This is a genomic window from Streptomyces sp. NPDC041968 (assembly GCF_055589025.1).
Genome location: NZ_JBVJCB010000007.1, coordinates 362,197 through 378,076, shown reverse-complemented (window position 1 = coordinate 378,076; position 15,880 = coordinate 362,197). Strand labels below are relative to the sequence as shown.

General features: G+C 70.7%; 13 protein-coding genes. 9 read left to right on the top strand and 4 right to left on the bottom strand.

Going from position 1 to position 15,880, the window contains the following annotated elements; genetic code table 11:
* Positions 1-55: 55 nt before the first annotated feature.
* Positions 56-2,221, top strand: a complete 2,166-nt coding sequence (locus ACZ6EG_RS19705) for a 3-hydroxyacyl-CoA dehydrogenase NAD-binding domain-containing protein (RefSeq protein ID WP_469606078.1) — start codon at positions 56-58, stop codon at positions 2,219-2,221.
* Here the strand turns inward: ACZ6EG_RS19705 and ACZ6EG_RS19700 are convergent.
* Positions 2,212-2,898 (bottom strand): TetR/AcrR family transcriptional regulator, encoded by a 687-nt coding sequence (locus ACZ6EG_RS19700; protein WP_391972268.1) that lies wholly within the window; start codon positions 2,896-2,898, stop codon positions 2,212-2,214. The two genes, ACZ6EG_RS19705 and ACZ6EG_RS19700, sit on opposite strands and share 10 nt — an antisense overlap.
* A 138-nt stretch (positions 2,899-3,036) precedes the next feature.
* Between ACZ6EG_RS19700 and ACZ6EG_RS19695 the strand changes: the two genes are divergently transcribed.
* The 5 genes from ACZ6EG_RS19695 (at position 3,037) to ACZ6EG_RS19675 (ending at position 9,613) form a co-directional block, all read left to right on the top strand.
* Positions 3,037-4,266, top strand: coding sequence for an oxygenase MpaB family protein (locus ACZ6EG_RS19695; RefSeq protein WP_469606074.1), 1,230 nt, complete (start codon positions 3,037-3,039; stop codon positions 4,264-4,266).
* 65 nt (positions 4,267-4,331) lie between these two features.
* Positions 4,332-5,555 (top strand): oxygenase MpaB family protein, encoded by a 1,224-nt coding sequence (locus ACZ6EG_RS19690; protein WP_356605227.1) that lies wholly within the window; start codon positions 4,332-4,334, stop codon positions 5,553-5,555.
* Positions 5,556-5,854: 299 nt separating this feature from the next.
* Positions 5,855-8,065 carry a molybdopterin cofactor-binding domain-containing protein gene (locus ACZ6EG_RS19685; RefSeq protein ID WP_469606207.1) on the top strand — a complete coding sequence of 737 codons (2,211 nt, stop codon included), beginning with the start codon at positions 5,855-5,857 and terminating at the stop codon, positions 8,063-8,065.
* Positions 8,066-8,092: 27 nt separating this feature from the next.
* Complete coding sequence (locus ACZ6EG_RS19680) at positions 8,093-8,569, top strand: (2Fe-2S)-binding protein (RefSeq protein WP_356605229.1); 477 nt, start codon at positions 8,093-8,095, stop codon at positions 8,567-8,569.
* 24 nt (positions 8,570-8,593) lie between these two features.
* Entirely contained in the window at positions 8,594-9,613 is a 1,020-nt protein-coding gene (locus ACZ6EG_RS19675) for a porin PorA family protein (RefSeq protein WP_469606070.1), read from the top strand.
* A gap of 480 nt (positions 9,614-10,093) precedes the next feature.
* On the opposite strand, the gene ACZ6EG_RS19670 is transcribed toward ACZ6EG_RS19675, so the two are convergent.
* Positions 10,094-11,059, bottom strand: a complete 966-nt coding sequence (locus ACZ6EG_RS19670) for a pirin family protein (RefSeq protein WP_391972271.1) — start codon at positions 11,057-11,059, stop codon at positions 10,094-10,096.
* A gap of 136 nt (positions 11,060-11,195) precedes the next feature.
* Here ACZ6EG_RS19670 and ACZ6EG_RS19665 point away from each other — a divergent pair, with 136 nt between their 5' ends.
* Positions 11,196-11,543, top strand: coding sequence for a tetratricopeptide repeat protein (locus ACZ6EG_RS19665; protein WP_356605239.1), 348 nt, complete (start codon positions 11,196-11,198; stop codon positions 11,541-11,543).
* Between the two features lie 70 nt (positions 11,544-11,613).
* Here the strand turns inward: ACZ6EG_RS19665 and ACZ6EG_RS19660 are convergent, their stop codons facing one another.
* A complete protein-coding gene (locus ACZ6EG_RS19660; RefSeq protein ID WP_391972272.1) occupies positions 11,614-13,035 on the bottom strand; it encodes a PepSY-associated TM helix domain-containing protein in 1,422 nt (473 codons plus the stop codon).
* A 141-nt stretch (positions 13,036-13,176) separates the two neighbouring features.
* Between ACZ6EG_RS19660 and ACZ6EG_RS19655 the strand changes: the two genes are divergently transcribed.
* A complete protein-coding gene (locus ACZ6EG_RS19655) occupies positions 13,177-13,821 on the top strand; it encodes a peptide deformylase (RefSeq protein ID WP_469606065.1) in 645 nt (214 codons plus the stop codon).
* A gap of 93 nt (positions 13,822-13,914) precedes the next feature.
* Here ACZ6EG_RS19655 and ACZ6EG_RS19650 read toward each other — a convergent pair whose 3' ends face one another.
* Positions 13,915-15,348: a dihydrolipoyl dehydrogenase family protein gene (locus tag ACZ6EG_RS19650; RefSeq protein WP_391972274.1), complete on the bottom strand. Its 1,434-nt coding sequence runs from the start codon at positions 15,346-15,348 to the stop codon at positions 13,915-13,917.
* Positions 15,349-15,466: 118 nt separating this feature from the next.
* Here ACZ6EG_RS19650 and trxA point away from each other — a divergent pair, with 118 nt between their 5' ends.
* Positions 15,467-15,865 (top strand): thioredoxin, encoded by a 399-nt coding sequence (gene trxA / locus ACZ6EG_RS19645; protein ID WP_356605247.1) that lies wholly within the window; start codon positions 15,467-15,469, stop codon positions 15,863-15,865.
* The last annotated feature ends 15 nt before the right edge of the window (positions 15,866-15,880 follow it).

The following is a 15,880-nucleotide window of genomic DNA, read 5'->3' as shown; positions in this document are numbered from 1 at the left end:
CCCGGCCGCCCCGCGTGCCGGGCACGTACATCCCCTCGAAAGGAGCGCCGTACCGATGCTGGCGAAGAACATGATCCACTGGGAACAGGGGCCTGACGGCGTCGTCCTGCTGACCATGGACGATGCCGATCAGCCGGTCAACACGGTGAACCGGACCTACGTGGATTCGATGGAGGCCACCGTCACCCGCCTCGAGGCGGAGCGGGACAACATCACCGGGGTCGTCCTCACCTCCGCCAAGAAGAGCTTCTTCGCCGGCGGAGACATCGGCTTCATGAGCAGGGCACAGCCGGACAACGCCGCGGAACTCAGTGAGCTGTGCACGGTCCTGAAGTCACAGCTGCGTCGGCTGGAGACCCTCGGCAGGCCGGTGGCCGCGGCCATGAACGGCACGGCTCTCGGCGGCGGGCTCGAGATCGCGCTCGCCTGCCACCGGCGCATCGCCCTGTCCACGCCGAGCAGCCGCTTCGGCCTGCCGGAGGTGACTCTGGGCCTGCTGCCCGGCGCCGGTGGAGTCAGCCGGACCGTCCGTCTCCTGGGGCTCCAGGACGCGCTGACCGACATCCTGCTCACGGGGCGGCAGTACAAGCCCCAGGAGGCGCTCGCCAAGGGGCTGGTCCATGAACTCGCCCAGACGCCGGAGGAACTGCTCGCCAGGGCCAGGCAATGGGTCCTGACCCATCCTGAGGCCACTCAGCCGTGGGACGCCCCAGGTTTCCGCATGCCGGGCGGATCCCCTTCCCATCCGAAGGTGGCGGCGATGCTGCCGACCCTCTCGGCGCACCTGCGCAAGCAGCTCAAGGGTGCGAACGTGCCGGCGCCGCGCAACATCCTCGCCGCGGCCGTCGAGAGCGCACAGGTCGACCTGGAGACCGGGCAGAAGATCGAGACCGGCTACCTCGTGGAACTGATGACGGGTCAGGTCTCGACCAACATGATGCAGGCGTTCTTCTACGACATGCAGCACATCGGCTCCGGTGGAAGCCGTCCCGACGGCTACCCGCCCCACATCGTCCACAGGGTGGGCGTACTGGGCGCCGGCATGATGGGAGCCGGCATCGCGTACTCCTGCGCGCGCAGCGGCGTGCCGGTGGTACTCAAGGACGTCACCTACGATGCGGCGACGAAGGGCAAGGACTACTCCCGACAGGTCCTGGCCAAGGCCGTGGCACGCGGACGGCTCTCCCAGACCAAGGCCGACGAGGTGCTCGCACGGATCATGCCGACCGCCGACCCGGCAGATCTCGGCGGCTGCGATCTGGTGATCGAGGCGGTCTTCGAGGATCCGGACCTCAAGCAGCAGGTCTTCCGCGACATCGAGGACGTCGTCGCGCCGGACGCCGTGCTGGGGTCCAACACCTCCACGCTCCCGATCACCGGGCTGGCGGAGGCGGTCAAGCGCCCCGAGGACTTCATCGGTCTGCACTTCTTCTCCCCCGTGGACAAGATGCCCCTGCTGGAGATCATCACCGGGGAGAGGACCAGCGAGCACACCGTGGCGAAGGCGGTCGACATGGCGCGGCAGATCGGCAAGACGCCGATCGTGGTCAACGACAGCCGGGGCTTCTTCACGAGTCGCGTGATATCCAAGTTCATCGACGAGGCGGTGGCCATGATCGGCGAGGGACTGCCTCCCGCCTCGGTGGAGCAGGCCGGCTCGCAGGCCGGCTACCCCGCGCCTCCGCTGCAGCTGCTGGACGAACTGACGCTGACCCTGCCCCGGAAGATCCGTGAGGAGACCAGGGCCGCGGTCCTGGCCGAGGGCGGCGACTGGCGTCCGCACGGCTCGGAGCCGGTCATGGACCGCATGATCGACGAGTTCGGGCGGGGCGGACGTTCCTCGGGCGCCGGGTTCTACGAGTACGTCGACGGCCGGCGTACGCGGCTGTGGCGGGGCCTGTACGAGCACTTCGCCGTGCCGGGCCGTGAGATCCCGTTCGAGGACATGAAGGAACGGATGCTCTTCGCCGAGGCACTGGACACGGTCCGGTGTCTCGACGAAGGCGTACTGCGGTCGGTGCCCGACGCCAACGTCGGCTCCATCCTGGGCATCGGTTTCCCGGCCTGGACCGGCGGTGTACTGCAGTACATCAACGGCTACGCCGGCGGGCTCCACGGTTTCGCCGCCCGCTCCAGGGAGCTGGCCGAGCGGTACGGCGAGCGGTTCGAGCCGCCGCAATCCCTCGTGGCCAAGGCCGAGCGCGGCGAAAGCTACGAGTGAGGTGAGTGCGGTGGTCCGAGCATCGGCACGAGGAACTGCCGGGCCACCGCACGCAGCTGCTCATCGTCGTCGAGATCGATCACATGGCTGGGAATGACGAGGAACGACGCGGACATGCGCACCATCATCTCGGCCACCAGGTCCACCTGCACATGACCGGCGATGTTCCCCGCGCGCTGTTCCCGAAGCAGTCGCGATGCCACGAACTGCTGCACCACGGCCAGGGTGCGTCCTCCGTCACTGGTCATGGACGGGACCACGGCGTCCGGCTCGGCGGTCATGAGACCGCCGATGAGACGGTTGCGGCGGATGGCCCTGAGCGAACTCACGAACCCCACGACGACCCGGTCAGCGACGGTGTCGGCGTCCTGGATGTCCAGGATGAAGCGGTCGAAGTACCGCCGGAACTCACGCCGTACAACCTGCTCGACCAGTTGGTCCTTGGTAGCGAACCGGCGGTAGACCGTGATCCGGGAGACGCCGGCCAGCCGCGCCACGTCCGCCATGGTCGAGCGCTTGATGCCCATGCGGCAGAACTGCTCGTAGGCGGCGTCGAGCAGACGCTCCGAGACCTCGTCATCCCGCCCGGCACCCTCGACGGCCTCGGCGAACACGCTCTCCAGCACGGACGGAGCACCGGACGACGACCTCATGAGTGCCAACAGGACGGGTTCCACGACTGCCTCCCGGATTCTGTGAAGCCTCTGGCGTTCACGTCACGCATGTGCTCCCCTGTTGAAACAACGAAGCACTATGCGTTTCATCGTACCAACCCCTGCAGCGATGCCACGGAACTCAAGGAGGAGTTCGCAGCGATGGACGGACTCAGCAGGCGCAAGATGTTGTTCGCGAGCGGGGCACTGGGAGCCTCCGGGGCGCTGAGCCTGGCCTCGCCCACCCACGCACGGTCCCTGTGGACGTGGGCACCGAGCGGCTCGGTGGCGGGCAAGGGAGCCGGTCTCGACCCCGAATGGGTCTGGGACGAGGAGGTCGACCAGTTGGTCGCCGCCGTGATCGAGCGCGGCGACGTGGCCAAGACCAACGCAGCGCTGCGCTCTTGGACCCGCAACGACCAGGCGCTGCCGGCCGGACTCCCCGCGGACCTGCGCGACTTCATGGAGAAGGCCCGCCAACTGCCCGCCTGGGCGGACCGGGACAAGCTGGAGCGGGCGGCCGAGTTCAACAAGTCGAGGGGCCTGTACCTCAACCTGCTGAACGGAGTCGGCGGCGGCATGCTGAGCACCGCCATCCCTCGTGAGGCGCGCTCCGTCTACTACTCCAAGGGCGGCGCCGACATGGAGGACAGGGTCGCCAAGACCAGCCTGCTGGGTTTCGCGGTCGGGGACCTCAACGCGTTCCGGCCCGACGGCGACGTCATCGTGCAGGCCGTCAAGACCCGCCTGGTGCACGCGGCCGTACGGCACCTGCTGCCCCAGTCACCGGCCTGGACCCGGACCAGCGGCGGCCAGACGATTCCCATCAGCCAGCAGGACATGCTGGTCACCTGGCACAGTCTGCCCACCTACGCCATGCAGAAGATGCGCGAGTGGAAGGTACCCATCCCGGCCGCCGATTCGGCCGCCTACCTGCACGTCTGGCAGGTCACCGCCCACCTGCTCGGCATCCGGGACGAGTACATCCCCGCCACCTGGGACGCGGCCAACGCACAGTCCAAGCAGGTCCTCGACCCCATCCTCGCCCCCACGCGCGAGGGCGTCGAACTGACCGACATCCTGCTGCGCCAGCTCGCCGAGCAGACCAGCCCCGGCGGGATCGACCGCCCGCTCGTCAACGCCCTCGCCCGGTACCTGGTCGGCGACCAGGTCGCCGACTGGGACGGCATCCCGCGTGAGCCGTTCTGGGAGAAGGCCATCGCGACCGCCTGGCCGAAGCTGGTCGCCGCCCGGGAGAAGCTGATCCCTCTGCCCCTCGTACCGCCTCTGGCCTGGACGATCGACGAGGCGGCCCGGAAGTACATCCTCTTCTACCTCACCAAGGGACGCGGAACCCACATCGACATCCCCGAAACCAACCGTCCCGCCTGACCGAAGTCGACACCCGCGCGGATGGCCACGGCGGCCTCGGCGGAACTCAAGAAAGGGTTCTCAGCATGGACGACCTGAGCAGGCGCAAGATGCTGATCATGGGAGGAGCGCTCGGAGCGCTCGGAGCTCTGGGGGCCGCGTCACCGGCCCAGGCACGATCCCTGTGGACGTGGGCGCCGAGCGGCTCGGTGGCGGGCAAGGGAGCGGGCGTCGACCCCGACTGGGTCTGGGACGAGGAGGCGGATCCCGTCCTCGCCGCCGTGATCGAGCGCGGCGACGTGGCCAAAGCCAACGAAGCGCTCCGCAAGTGGACCCGCAACGACCAGCCCCTGCCGGCCGGACTCCCCACCGACCTGCGCGACTTCATGGAGAAGGCCCGCCAACTGCCCGCCTGGGCGGACCGGGACAAGCTCGCGGCCGCGGCCAGGTTCACCACGAAGAAGGGCATCTACACCGGGGCTCTGTACGGTCTGGGCAGCGGCCTGTTGAGCACCGCCATCCCGAGAGAGGCGCGCGCCGTCTACTACTCCAAGGGCGGCGCGGACATGAAGGACCGCATCGCCAAGACGGCCCAGCTCGGCTACGACGTCGGGGACCTGGACGCCTACCAGCCGCGGGGCGGGATGGTCGTGACCGCCGTGAAGACCCGGCTGGTGCACGCCGCCGTACGGCACCTGCTGCCCCAGTCACCGGGCTGGACTCGCACCAGCGGCGGCCAGACGATACCCATCAGCCAGGCCGACATCATGGTCACCTGGCACAGCCTGGCCACGTTTGTCATGCGCAAGCTAAAGGAGTGGAAGGTCCCGATCACCACCACCGAGTCGGACGGCTACCTGCACGTGTGGCAGGTCACCGCCCACATGCTCGGCGTCCGGGACGAGTACATCCCCGCCACCTGGGACGCGGCCAACGCACAGTCCAAGCAGGTCCTCGACCCCATCCTGGCGTCCACCCCCGAGGGCACCGAGCTGACCGACGTCCTCCTCGACATCGTCGCGGAACTCGACGCCGGCCTCACCAGGCCCCTCATCAACGGCTTCGCCCGGTACACCCTGGGCGACCGGACCGGTGACCTGATCGGGCTGGACAGGGAGCCGTTCTGGAAGCCGCTGATCAGCACCGCCTGGCCGCTCCTGGTGGCCTTCCGGGAAGGGCTCATCCCGCTGCCGCTGATCCCCCAGGCCGCCTGGACCGTGGAAGAGGCCCTCCGTAAGTTCGTCCTGCTCTTCCTCAGCGAAGGACAGGGCATCCACCTCGAGATCCCGGACGCCAACCGTCCCTCCTGAGCCACGTACGCCATCGACGACGTGGGGGTACGACGTCACCGGCGTACCCCCATCAGTGCACCCCACGTCCCGCTACCACACCGACGTCGAGAACGAGTTGAGACAATGACGACACCTCACGACAGCGAGACGACACGTTCGTGCTCGGCTCGGGCGCCCCACGCGCAGCCGCCGGCACCGGCCGCAAGGGCAGGAGACCGCCGGTGACGGACACCGATCACTCGTCCCGGCAGAACCCGAGCGCGCAGCCCTTCGCCAGACGCCGCTTCCTCGGGTACGTCCTGGCCGCTCCTACCTTGATGACGGCGGCCCAGCTCGTCCCCGCGTCCGAGGCTCGTGCGGACATACCCTCGCCGGAGATCACGGAACTGATCGACCTCAACGACGTGATGACAGCGGCGGCCCTGCCGACGTCCGGCCTGATCACGGTCGAGGTGAACACGGACGGCACCGTGTCCTTCGCGTTGCCGCGGACCGAGGTGGGGCAGGGCATCACCACGTCGACGGCCATGCTGATCGCCGAGGAACTCGGCATCCCCCTCTCCCGAGTGCACATCACTCTCGCGGAGGCGCGCCCGGAGTTGCTCTTCAACCAGCTCACCGGCGGATCCAATACGACGTTCTCCACCTACACCCCGATCCGGGTGGCCGCCGCCGTCGCCCGCAACCGGCTGCTTCAGGCCGCGGCCACCGAATGGGGAACCGCCGTCACCGAACTGAGCTGGGAGGCGGGACTCGTCACCGGTCCCGGAGGCCGGAAGGCCGACATGGGGGACCTGTCCCCGAAGGCGGCGCGCGCGCGGACCGAGGAGGTGTCGGTCAGCCTCAAGCCCCGCGACATGTTCACCGTCATCGGCAAGCCGCACAACCGCGTGGACGCCCACGCGGCGGTCACCGGACGCAAGACGTTCACGCTGGATCTGAAGGTTCCGGACGCCCTGCCGACCATGGTGTGCCGCCCGCCGACCATCAACGGCAAGGTCGGATCGGTGTCCAACCTGTCCGAGGTCCGTTCCATGCCCGGTGTCACCGACGTGGTCGTGATTCCGACCGGGGTGGCGGTGCGCGCCACCACCTTCGGCCGGTGCATCGACGCGGTGCGCGCCCTGCGGGTCTCGTGGCAACCCGGTAGCGCCGAGGGAAAGTCCGACGAGTCCGTGCTCGCGGAGTTGCGCGCCGCCGAACTGCCCATGGGGCTGCCGTCGGTGACGCCGAACGTGGAGGAACGCTTCACGTTCCACTTCCGCAGCAACAGCGCGCTGGAACCCAACTGCGCGATAGCCGACGTGCGCCCCGACCGTGCCGAGATCTGGTCGAGCCTCAAGGCTCCGATCGTCGCGAAGCAGGCGATCGCCACCAAGCTCGGCCTGCCGCTCGGGGCGGTGACCGTGCATGTCACGGAGGGAGGGGGCTCCTTCGGCCGCAAGCTCTTCTTCGACGCGGCGCTGGAGGCCGTCGAAGTCTCCCGGCGGATCCGCAAGCCGGTGAAGCTCATGTGGCACCGCGCCGACGACTCCCGCCAGGGTCGCACCCATCCCATGGCCACGTCGCGCGTGCGCATCTCCTACCTGGGCAACACCGTCCTCGGGTACAGACAGCGGCACACCAGCGTGTCCACCGACCTCAGCCACGGCCTCGGGGAGATCTTCACGGCCCTGGCCGCGAAACTGCCGGTGGGTGACATCGGATTCTCGGAGACCTTCTTCCAGCTCTCCCAGTCGATGCCCTACGACTTCGGTGCCAACAGCCGGCTCCTGAGCGAAACCGACAAGGGCTTCAACACCGGCAGCATGCGCAACGTGTACTCCCCCGACGTCACGTGCGCCCGGGAACTCCTGGTCGATCGGCTCGCCGGGAAGATGGGCAAGGACCCCTACCGGTTTCGGCGCGACTTCCTTCGGGACGACCGCGGCCGAGCCGTGCTGGACAAGGCCGCCGAAGCCGGGAACTGGGGCCGGAGCATGCCGGCGGGTACGGCGCAGGGCATCGCCTTCCACTCCGAATACCACTCCGCCAGCGCCGTCCTGGTGGAACTCGACTGCCGACCGGAGACCGTCGACCGCCCCGTCCGGGACGGTGTCGCCGGCCCACGCGTGACCAAGGCCGTCATCGCCGTGGACGTCGGCCTCGCCGTCAATCCGCGTGGCCTGGAAGCTCAGATGATGGGCTGCCTGATGGACGGCATCGCCCTGACCCTGACCTCCAGCCTGCACCTGCGCGACGGGCACTTCCTCGAAGCGAGCTGGGACAACTACTTCTACACCCGGCAGTGGAACACACCGCCCGAACTGCGGGTCATCGTCCTGCCGCCCAGCACCGGCAAGCCCGGCGGCGCGGGTGAACTCGGCGTCGCTGCGTCGATGGCCGCGGTCGCGTGCGCGTACGGCCGTGCCACCGGCACGATGCCCACGGTCTTCCCGATCAACCACGGCACCCTCTCCTTCGAACCGAAACCGACCGTCCCGCCCATCCCCGCGTCCCCCACCGATGGCCTGGACCACGTCCGCTGAAGCGCTGCGAAACATCTGGGAGTTCTCATGCCCACGCACACATTCCGCCTCAACGGTGAGCAGGTGACCGTCGATGCCCCGGACGACGAGCGGCTGCTGTGGGTCCTTCGCGACCTCCTCGGCGTCACCGGACCGAAATACGGCTGCGGCATCAACGTCTGCAAGGCCTGCACGAGCCACCTCAACGGCAGGGCGGCGAACCCCTGCGCCATCCCGGTGCGGGACCTGAGGCCGTCCGACGAGGTCACCACCATCGAAGGGCTGCCGGCCACCGTGGGAGCGGACCTGCATCCGATGCAAGAGGCGTGGCTCGACCAGGACGTGGCCCAGTGCGGCTACTGCCAGCCCGGCCAGATCATGGCCGCCGTAGCCCTGGTCCGCCGTGTCAAGGAAGAAGGCCGCACCATCACCGAGGCCGACCTGGACGGTATCCGCAACATCTGCCGGTGCGGCACCTACCCCCGCATCCGTGAAGCGATCAGAGCCGGCGCCGAGAACATGTGACCAGACAAGTGGAGGGAGGACGCCGTGTCCGCACGTCGTCCGTCGATCGTACTCATCACCATGGCCGTGATCCTGGTCGCCGCCGCGGCAGTCGTACGTCTCGTAGTGGCCCCGAACGCGACGAAACTGCCCGACGACACCGACCAGACGGTGCACTACGCGGGCGAGACCACCATGCTGGACGGCAAGGCCCTCCGGTCCGGAGACACCGCGCATGCGCTCCGGCCCGGCATCCCCGTCACCGCCGACCGGCGGGTGCGGGTCACCTCCACACACGGTGACACGGCCGTGCTCGAGGACACGATGACGGTCCATGCCGGTGAGCAGTCCCTACCCAGCTCGAAGACGTACGCCATTGACCGAACAAGCAGGAAGGGCGCGTCGCCACCGGCCTCGACATCGGCGGAGAACTCACGGGGCGCACTGAGTTCGGCCTTTCCGCCGGATGCCGAACAGGACGACTCCTACACGTACTACGACGCGACGACCCGTTCGATCGTGCCGGTTCGCTACACCGGAACCGCCCGACGGGAGGGCCGTGCCGTCAATGTCTACGAGATCAGGGTCTCAGCGCCCGTCAAGGACCCGGCGGTGCTCAAGCCGCTACCGACCGCTCTGCCGAAGAAGCTCGTCGCGAGCCTGGTGCCCGCTCTCGACTCCAGGACGCGGGCCCGTCTCACACCCACGGTGCTGGCCGCGCTGCCGGACCCCGTTCCGCTCACTTACCTGGGCCAGTCAACCCTGGTCGCCTACGTCGACCAGCAGACCGGCATCGCCGTGGACCAGACGGTGAGCCGGAGAACGGTGGCGACCACCTCCGTCGCCGGGGCTCCAACGCCTTTGCTGCCGGTGTCGGCCCTGACACTCGAGGTCACTCCCGAGAGCGTGCGAGACCTGGGCGACAAGGCGACATCAGCCGGTCGGATCCTGACCGCCCTGACCGTCCTCGCACCGCTCGCGATGGTCGTCGTCGCCGCCCTGCTCCTCTTGGCCACGTTCATCCTCGCGCGGAGGCGCCGACACCGCTCCCGAGTCCGGGGATGAGGCCCGCGGCACCCGTTCCGCCCGACCCGGCGGTCGCCGCCGCAGCCGAGGGCGTCAAGACTCCGCCACCGTCCACCTGAACAGCCACAACATGCACGGGTGTACTTGTCACGGGCTTGAAGCCGGTGGGGCCGGCATGCCGCGCCAGACGGTTTCGAACGCGGCCCGGCAACGCTCCTGGACGACGGGGTCTCGGCCGGGTCTTCTTCGAACTCGTCCAGCGCGACGGCGGCCACCGCCGTCGTCGTCCTGCACGGCTCGGGCCGGACCCTCCTCGACCTGTGCGACGGCACCCGCACGGTCGACGAGATCACCGCTCTCCCCTCCCCCGGCGGCTCGGATCCCCACCCCGCGTAGCTGACCGCACCGGCCCGAGCCAGGCGGCCGTCTGGACGCCTTCCGGCAGGCAGACGGAAGACAGCGGGATCGGCCCGACCGTCTTCCGTCTCGCAGCCACCAATGCGGACGTGTTTCCGCAGGTCAGCGCACCCTTCCCCGCGGCTTCAGCGGCATCGGCGGCAGTTCCGGTGCGGGCAGTGGCGCACCGTCGTACCCCTTCACCTCCCCGAAACGGGAGCCTTCCATCCAGTCCCGACGGGCTTGTACGATCTCCTCCTGCGACCGCCCGATCCAGTTCCAGAACATGATCAGCTCCTCCTCGAACGGCTCGCCGCCCAGGAGCATCAGGGCCGCGTCCGAGTCGGCGCGCAGGGGGAGTTCGTCGCGGCCGCAGCCGAGGTAGAGCATCGATCCCGGTACCAGCGGCACGCCGTCGACGTAGGCCTCGCCGGTCATGGAGAGGACGGCGTACTCGAAGTCCCGTTCCAGTGGGAGGCGGGCGTCCGTGCCGGCGGCGAGGGTCAGGTCGGCGCCGACGAGCGGGGTGTAGGTCGTCCCCGGGGAGGTGGTGCCGTCGAGGCTGCCGAGGAGCAGGGTGGCGGTGAGGCCGGGCGCCGTGACCCGGGGCAATTCGGCGTGGAACTCGAAGTGCGGATCGGTGTGGCGGTGGGCGTCCGGGAGGGCCACCCACAGCTGCGCGCCGTGCAGGTGGCGGGCGTGCGAACGGGGGCTCTCCTCGGAGTGGCTGATCGCGCGGCCCGAGGTCATCAGGCCCAGCTGGCGCGGGCGGATGGTCTGCAGACTGCCGGTCGAGTCGCGGTGCAGCACCTCGCCCTCGTGCAGCCAGCTGACCGTCTGCAGGCCCATGTGCGGGTGCGGGGGCACCTGCATGCCGGGCTCGTCGGCGATGTCGTCAGGGCCGTAGTGGTCGACGAAGCACCAGGCGCCGACCATGCGCCGGCCCAGGTTGGGCAGCAGTCGGCGGACCTCGGTGGACTCGCCGAGCCGCACCTGCCGGGGGCTGAGGAGTTCCCGTACGGGTTCCGCCACCACGAAGCCGCGGCCGCCGCACAGGGAGGGAACCGCCTCGCGATCGAGATTGCTCATGGCGCCCAACCTAGCCCCGGACGGCCGTCCGCGTCAGACAGTCCCACGGCCGTCCCCACGGTCGGCGGAGCCCTCGACCCGATGGTGGAATGTTGAACGACCTGGCGTGGTTGCAGCACACCGAAGGAGGTCACCAGTGGACACGACGTACTACGACCACGGAACGCCGACGGAGCGCTGGGAGCGCGCGCGGATGTTCTTCGACGCCAAGGACTACGCCGCCGCGGCGCGCGTCCTCAGCGGGCTGGTCGAGGAGGTGCCCGAGCAGTCCGGGCCGCGGCTGTTGCTGGCGCGTTCCTACTACCACTCGGCCCAGCTCCGGCGTGCGGAGGCGGAGCTGCGTCGCGTCGTCGAGCGCGACCCCGTCGAGCAGTACGCCCGGCTGATGCTGGGACGCACCCTCGAGCGGCAGGGGCGGCAGGAGGAGGCCGACGCGCAGCTGCGGATCGCCGCCGCCCTGGCGGGCGACTTCGCCGACCGCTGAGCGGCGGGGCAGGCGGCCGAGGGGCGGCGCGCCGGGAGTACGGTTCCGTGCTCCCGGCGCGCCGCCCCTCTCACCGTTTCGCCGTCGTCACGCCCGCGTACGTCCGCCGCCCCCGCCGGTGGGCGGTCTCGCCGAGCACCACGTCGACGGCGACGAACACGGCCAGCGGAACGCCCAGCAGCGGGACGAAGTAGCCGAGGACGGCGACGGCCGCCAGCAGCGGGACGAGGACCGCCGGTGGCACCTGCTGCCAGGCGCCGCGCGGGACCGGACGGCCGAAGACGGAGCCCCGCCCGCGCTGCCACCACATGCGGTAGCCGAGGACGACGAGCAGGATCAGACAGGCGGCCAGCGCCATCAGCCCGATCTGGTTGGCCAGGCCGAACAGGCTGCCCGTGTGCAGGTCGATGCCCCAGCGGCTGAGCTTGGCCAGGACCGGGTAGTCGGCGAAGCGCAGCACGTCCGTCACCTCTCCCGTCACCGGGTCGACGGCGACCGAGTCCTGCTTCTCGGGCCAGCTGCGCTGCACCTGCTTGACGACGTAGGCCGAGGAGGCGTCGGCGGGCGGGACCACCTCCACGGGGTCCCCGAGGCCTTCGGCCCGCGCGGCGGCCAGGACCTTGTCCAGCCCCACCCCGTGCGCGGCGTCGCCGCCGGCCCCCGCCGCCGCGCCGTGGCCCGCGTGCTCGCCGCCACCGGCGGCCGACGCCGACAGGGACGGGGTGGTCTGCCCGAGGGAGACGCGCAGGTCCTCGATGTTCGCCCCCGCGTACGTCGACCAGGTCAGGCCGGTCGCCGACAGGAAGACGAACCCGGCCGCGACCCAGGCGCCGACCGTGCCGTGCAGGCCCAGGGTGCGGCCCCGGCCGGCGGTGCCGCGCAGCTTGCGCCGGGACCGCCGGCGGGAGAACCACAGCACGAGGCCGCCACCCGCGATCACCCAGAGCCAGCTCGCGGCGAACTCGCTGTACAGACGGCCGGGTTCCCCGAGGTGAAGGTCCCGGTGGAACTCGTCGATCCAGGTGCGCAGCGGCAGCGCGCCGCTCGACCCGTACTGCTCGAGGGCGCCGCGCACCTTCGCGGTGTACGGGTCGACGAAGACCGCGAGCGTGTGGTTCGGGTCGACGCCCTCGACCCCGGAGAGCAGCACCCTGGTGGTGGCGTCCGCGTCCGGTGAGGGGCGTACGGCCGACACCGTGCCGTCGGGGTGGGCCTGCCGGGCGGCGGCGACCTGCTCGGAGAGGGGCAGCTTGCGCTCACCGGCGTCGGGGACGGTCAGTTCGTGCGCGTAGAGCAGCTTCTCCGCCTGGAACGAGGCGGCGTAGAGGAAGCCGGTGGCTGCCGCGACCAGCAGGAAGGGGGCCACGAACAGCCCGGCGTAGAAGTGCAGGCGCAGAACGAGCGGGCGCAGCGCGGCCCAGGTGCCGGGTCCGGGCGGCGTCGCCCGGCCCGGTGCCTCGTCCGTGGGGGGCGGGGAGGTGGTGGCGGTCATCGGTGTGCGCTCCGGGGACGTCGTGGGGGCGGGGTGGTACCAGTGGTCGGAGCGGGAGCGGGTCCGGTTCCCCGCCGCGGAAGTGGCGTGGGTCACGTTCGCGGGCCGGGTGGGTGCGCGGGCCGTGGCATCCTGAGGGCCATGGGAACTCCGAGTGACCGCGCGCCCCTTGCCGAGCGGGTCGAGGAACTGCTCGCCGGTGACGGACCGTTGCCGATCGTCGCGGCCGGCGATCCGGTGCTGCGCCGCCCCGCCGAGCCCTTCGACGGTCAACTGGAACCCGCGCTGCTGGCACGCTTCGTGGAGGCGCTGCGCCTCACCATGCGCGCGGCGCCGGGGGTGGGCCTCGCCGCGCCGCAGGTGGGGGTGGGGCTCAGGATCGCGGTGATCGAGGACCCGGCACCGGTCCCGGACGAGGTGCGGGTGGCCCGCGGCCGGGTGCCGCAGCCGTTCCGGGTGCTGGTCGATCCGTCGTACGAGCCCGTCGGTCCGGGCCGGGCCGCGTTCTTCGAGGGCTGTCTGAGCGTGCCGGGCTGGCAGGCGGTGGTGGCGCGCCACGCCGAGGTGCGGTTGGTGGCGCGCGACGAGCACGGGCGTGCCATGGACGAGGTGTTCCAGGGCTGGCCGGCCCGGATCGTGCAGCACGAGACGGACCATCTCGACGGCGTGCTGTACCTGGACCGGGCCGAACTGCGGTCGTTGGCGTCGAACGGCGCGATGGCCGAGCGGTGGGCGCAGCCGACGCCGCACCGGGCGGCGGCGGCGCTGGGGTTCGAGCTGCCCTGACGAGGCGGGGGGGCCGGCGCGTGGCGGGCAGGGGGACCGACGTTCCAGGAAGGGGCGTTCCTCCCGGAACGCCCCTCCGCCCGGACCATCCGGTCAGTTGTCCCGGTACGCCTCGAGCAGCCTCAGCCACACCTCGCTGATCGTCGGGTACGCCGGGACCGCGTGCCACAGGCGGCTGACCGGCACCCGCCCGGCGACGGCGACGGTCGCGGAGTGGATCAGTTCGCCCACGCCGGGGCCGACGAAGGTGACCCCGCGGACGATCTCCTCCTCCAGGTCGACGACCATGCGGGCGCGGCCCTTGTAGCCGTCGCCGTACAGGCTCGAACCCGCCACCGCGATGTCGACGTCGACGGCACGGACGCGGTGGCCGGCCTGCTCGGCCTCGGCCAGGGTGAGGCCGGCGGACGCCGCCTCGGGGTCGGTGAACACCACCTGGGGCACGGCGTCGTGGTCGGCGGTCGCGGCGTGCGCGCCCCAGGGGCCGGAGTCCACGTCCGAGCTCCCCGAGGCGCGGGCGGCGATGGCGGCACCCGCGATGCGCGCCTGGTACTTGCCCTGGTGGGTGAGGAGGGCACGGTGGTTGACGTCGCCGACGGCGTAGAGCCAGTCGTGCCCCTCGACGCGCAGGCTCTCGTCGACGGGGAGCCACGAGCCGGGTTCCAGTCCGACGGTCTCCAGGCCGATGTCGGCGGTGCGGGGCACGCGGCCGGTCGCGAAAAGGATCTCGTCGGCCTCGAGACGGTCACCGGCGTCGGTGACCGCGACGACGGTGCCGTCCTCCCGGGTGACGGACGCGACGGAGGTGCCCGTGCGGATGTCGACGCCGGCCTCGGTGAGCGCCTCGGCGACCAGTTCCCCGGCGAACGGTTCCATCCGGCCGAGCAGGCCCTCGGTGCCGCGCACCAGGAGCGTGACCCGGGAGCCCAGGGCCTGCCAGGCGGTGGCCATCTCCACGGCGACGACCCCGCCGCCGACCACGATCAGCCTGCCGGGCGCCGCCTGGGCGCTGGTGGCCTCACGGCTGGTCCAGGGGCGCACGTCGGCCAGTCCGGGCAGGGCGGGCAGGGCGGCGGCGCTGCCGGTGCAGACGGCGACCGCGTGGCGGGCGGTCAGAACCCGCCGGGTGCCGTCGGGTGCGGTCACCTCCACCGTGCGCGGCCCCGCCAGCCGGCCCAGGCCGCGGTACAGGTCGGCCCCGATGCCCTCCACCCATTGGACCTGACCGTCGTCCTTCCAGTGGGAGGTGAACTCGTCGCGGCGGGCGAGCACCGCGGCGGCGTCGAGGGGTTCTCGCACCGACCGGCTCAGACCGGGCAGGCGGCGGGCGTCCGCGCGGGCGAGGACGGGGCGCAGCAGGGCCTTGCTGGGCATGCACGCCCAGTAGGAGCATTCGCCGCCGACCAGTTCGCTCTCCACGATCGCGGTCGCCAGTCCGGCCGCACGGGTGCGGTCGGCCACGTTCTCCCCCACGGGGCCCGCGCCGACCACGACGACGTCGTACGCGATGGAATCCGATTGCGTCATGGGGCCAGTGTGGTGGGTGGTGTGCCACGTGGCCACATGGGTACGTGCGCGGAATACGCACCAGGTCGGCAGTGTTGTGCCGACGGCTTTGCCCCGAACCCAGGAAGAGGGTCACACCATGAGCAGCACCGTGGAGCTCACCAAGGAGAACTTCGACCAGACGGTCACGGACAACGAGTTCGTCCTGATCGACTTCTGGGCGTCGTGGTGCGGTCCGTGCCGTCAGTTCGCCCCGGTCTACGAGAAGGCGGCCGAGGCCAACCCCGACCTGGTGTTCGGCAAGGTGGACACCGAGGCGCAGCCCGAGCTGGCCCAGGCCTTCGGTATCCAGTCGATCCCGACGCTGATGATCGTCCGGGACCAGGTGGCCGTGTTCGCCCAGCCCGGCGCGCTGCCCGAGGAGGCGCTCACCGACGTCATCGGTCAGGCCCGGAAGCTGGACATGGACGAGGTCCGCAAGGCGGTCGCCGAGCAGCAGGCGCAGGCCGAGGGCCAGGCCGGGCAGGACGGCCGGTAGCCGGACCCCGCGGAC

Excerpts from the sequence above, each read along its gene's own strand:
- ACZ6EG_RS19695 (WP_469606074.1), top strand. The coding sequence starts at position 3,037 with ATGGACGGACTCAGCAGGCGCAAGATGTTGTTCGCGAGCGGGGCACTG.
- ACZ6EG_RS19650 (WP_391972274.1), bottom strand. The coding sequence starts at position 15,348 with ATGACGCAATCGGATTCCATCGCGTACGACGTCGTCGTGGTCGGCGCG.
- trxA (WP_356605247.1), top strand. The coding sequence starts at position 15,467 with ATGAGCAGCACCGTGGAGCTCACCAAGGAGAACTTCGACCAGACGGTC.
- ACZ6EG_RS19660 (WP_391972272.1), bottom strand. The coding sequence starts at position 13,035 with ATGACCGCCACCACCTCCCCGCCCCCCACGGACGAGGCACCGGGCCGG.
- ACZ6EG_RS19680 (WP_356605229.1), top strand. The coding sequence starts at position 8,093 with ATGCCCACGCACACATTCCGCCTCAACGGTGAGCAGGTGACCGTCGAT.
- ACZ6EG_RS19690 (WP_356605227.1), top strand. The coding sequence starts at position 4,332 with ATGGACGACCTGAGCAGGCGCAAGATGCTGATCATGGGAGGAGCGCTC.
- ACZ6EG_RS19705 (WP_469606078.1), top strand. The coding sequence starts at position 56 with ATGCTGGCGAAGAACATGATCCACTGGGAACAGGGGCCTGACGGCGTC.
- ACZ6EG_RS19670 (WP_391972271.1), bottom strand. The coding sequence starts at position 11,059 with ATGAGCAATCTCGATCGCGAGGCGGTTCCCTCCCTGTGCGGCGGCCGC.
- ACZ6EG_RS19655 (WP_469606065.1), top strand. The coding sequence starts at position 13,177 with ATGGGAACTCCGAGTGACCGCGCGCCCCTTGCCGAGCGGGTCGAGGAA.
- ACZ6EG_RS19685 (WP_469606207.1), top strand. The coding sequence starts at position 5,855 with ATGACGGCGGCCCAGCTCGTCCCCGCGTCCGAGGCTCGTGCGGACATA.